The sequence below is a fragment of the Neisseria sp. P0019.S003 genome, from assembly GCF_051957115.1.
GTDB lineage: Bacteria > Pseudomonadota > Gammaproteobacteria > Burkholderiales > Neisseriaceae > Neisseria > Neisseria flavescens_D.
In genome coordinates, this window is the sequence record NZ_JBQCWT010000023.1 from 1 (window position 1) to 767 (window position 767).

The 767-nt window shown below is 56.5% G+C and carries 1 protein-coding gene; it reads left to right on the forward strand.

Annotated elements, in window-relative coordinates:
* Positions 1–118 precede the first annotated feature (118 nt).
* The coding region (locus ACTHTS_RS10870; RefSeq protein WP_440370037.1) for an ABC transporter permease at positions 119–767 on the forward strand (649 nt) is incomplete at its 3' end.

The following is a 767-nucleotide window of genomic DNA, read 5'->3' on the forward strand; positions in this document are numbered from 1 at the left end:
GATGTAAGGCATTCCCATAAGCCAAGGTCGTCTGAAAACGGATTTTCAGACGACCTTTTTCTCTTCTTTGCCCCTTAGGCTATACTGTCGGAAATATTTTCAATTCCGACAATTCTTTATGCCCGATTTCCTCCCTGTCCCGCCCGCCGAACTTTGGCAGGCGACGCTTGAACACCTCCGCCTCTCCCTGATTGCCCTGCTTTGCGCCGTCGCGCTTGCCGTGCCGCTCGCCGTATGGCTGGCGGACAAACGGCGTTGGGCGGAAGGTGTTTTGCAGGTAACCAATATCCTGCAAACCATTCCGTCCCTCGCCCTACTCGGCTTGCTAATTCCCTTTGTCGGCATCGGTTCGCCGCCGGTTTTGATTGCGCTGACGCTCTATGCCCTGTTGCCGATTTTTCAGAACACCTATCTCGGTTTGAGCCAAATCGATCCCGCCATCAAAGAAGCGCACACCGCGTTCGGCTTATCCCGTTGGCAGGCGTTGTGGCGCATTGAATTGCCGATGGCGCTGCCCGCCATGATTTCCGGCATCCGCACCGCGTCCGTATTGATTATTGGCACGGCAACACTCGCCGCGCTCATCGGCGCGGGCGGCTTGGGCAACCTGATTTTGCTTGGCATCGACCGCAACAACATGGCAATGACGTTTACCGGCGCGCTGCTGTCTGCCCTGCTCGCTGTACTGGTCAGCGGCGGCATCGGCATACTGCAAAAGTCCAAACACAAAATACCGATTACCGCCGCCCTGCTTGCCATCCTTATCG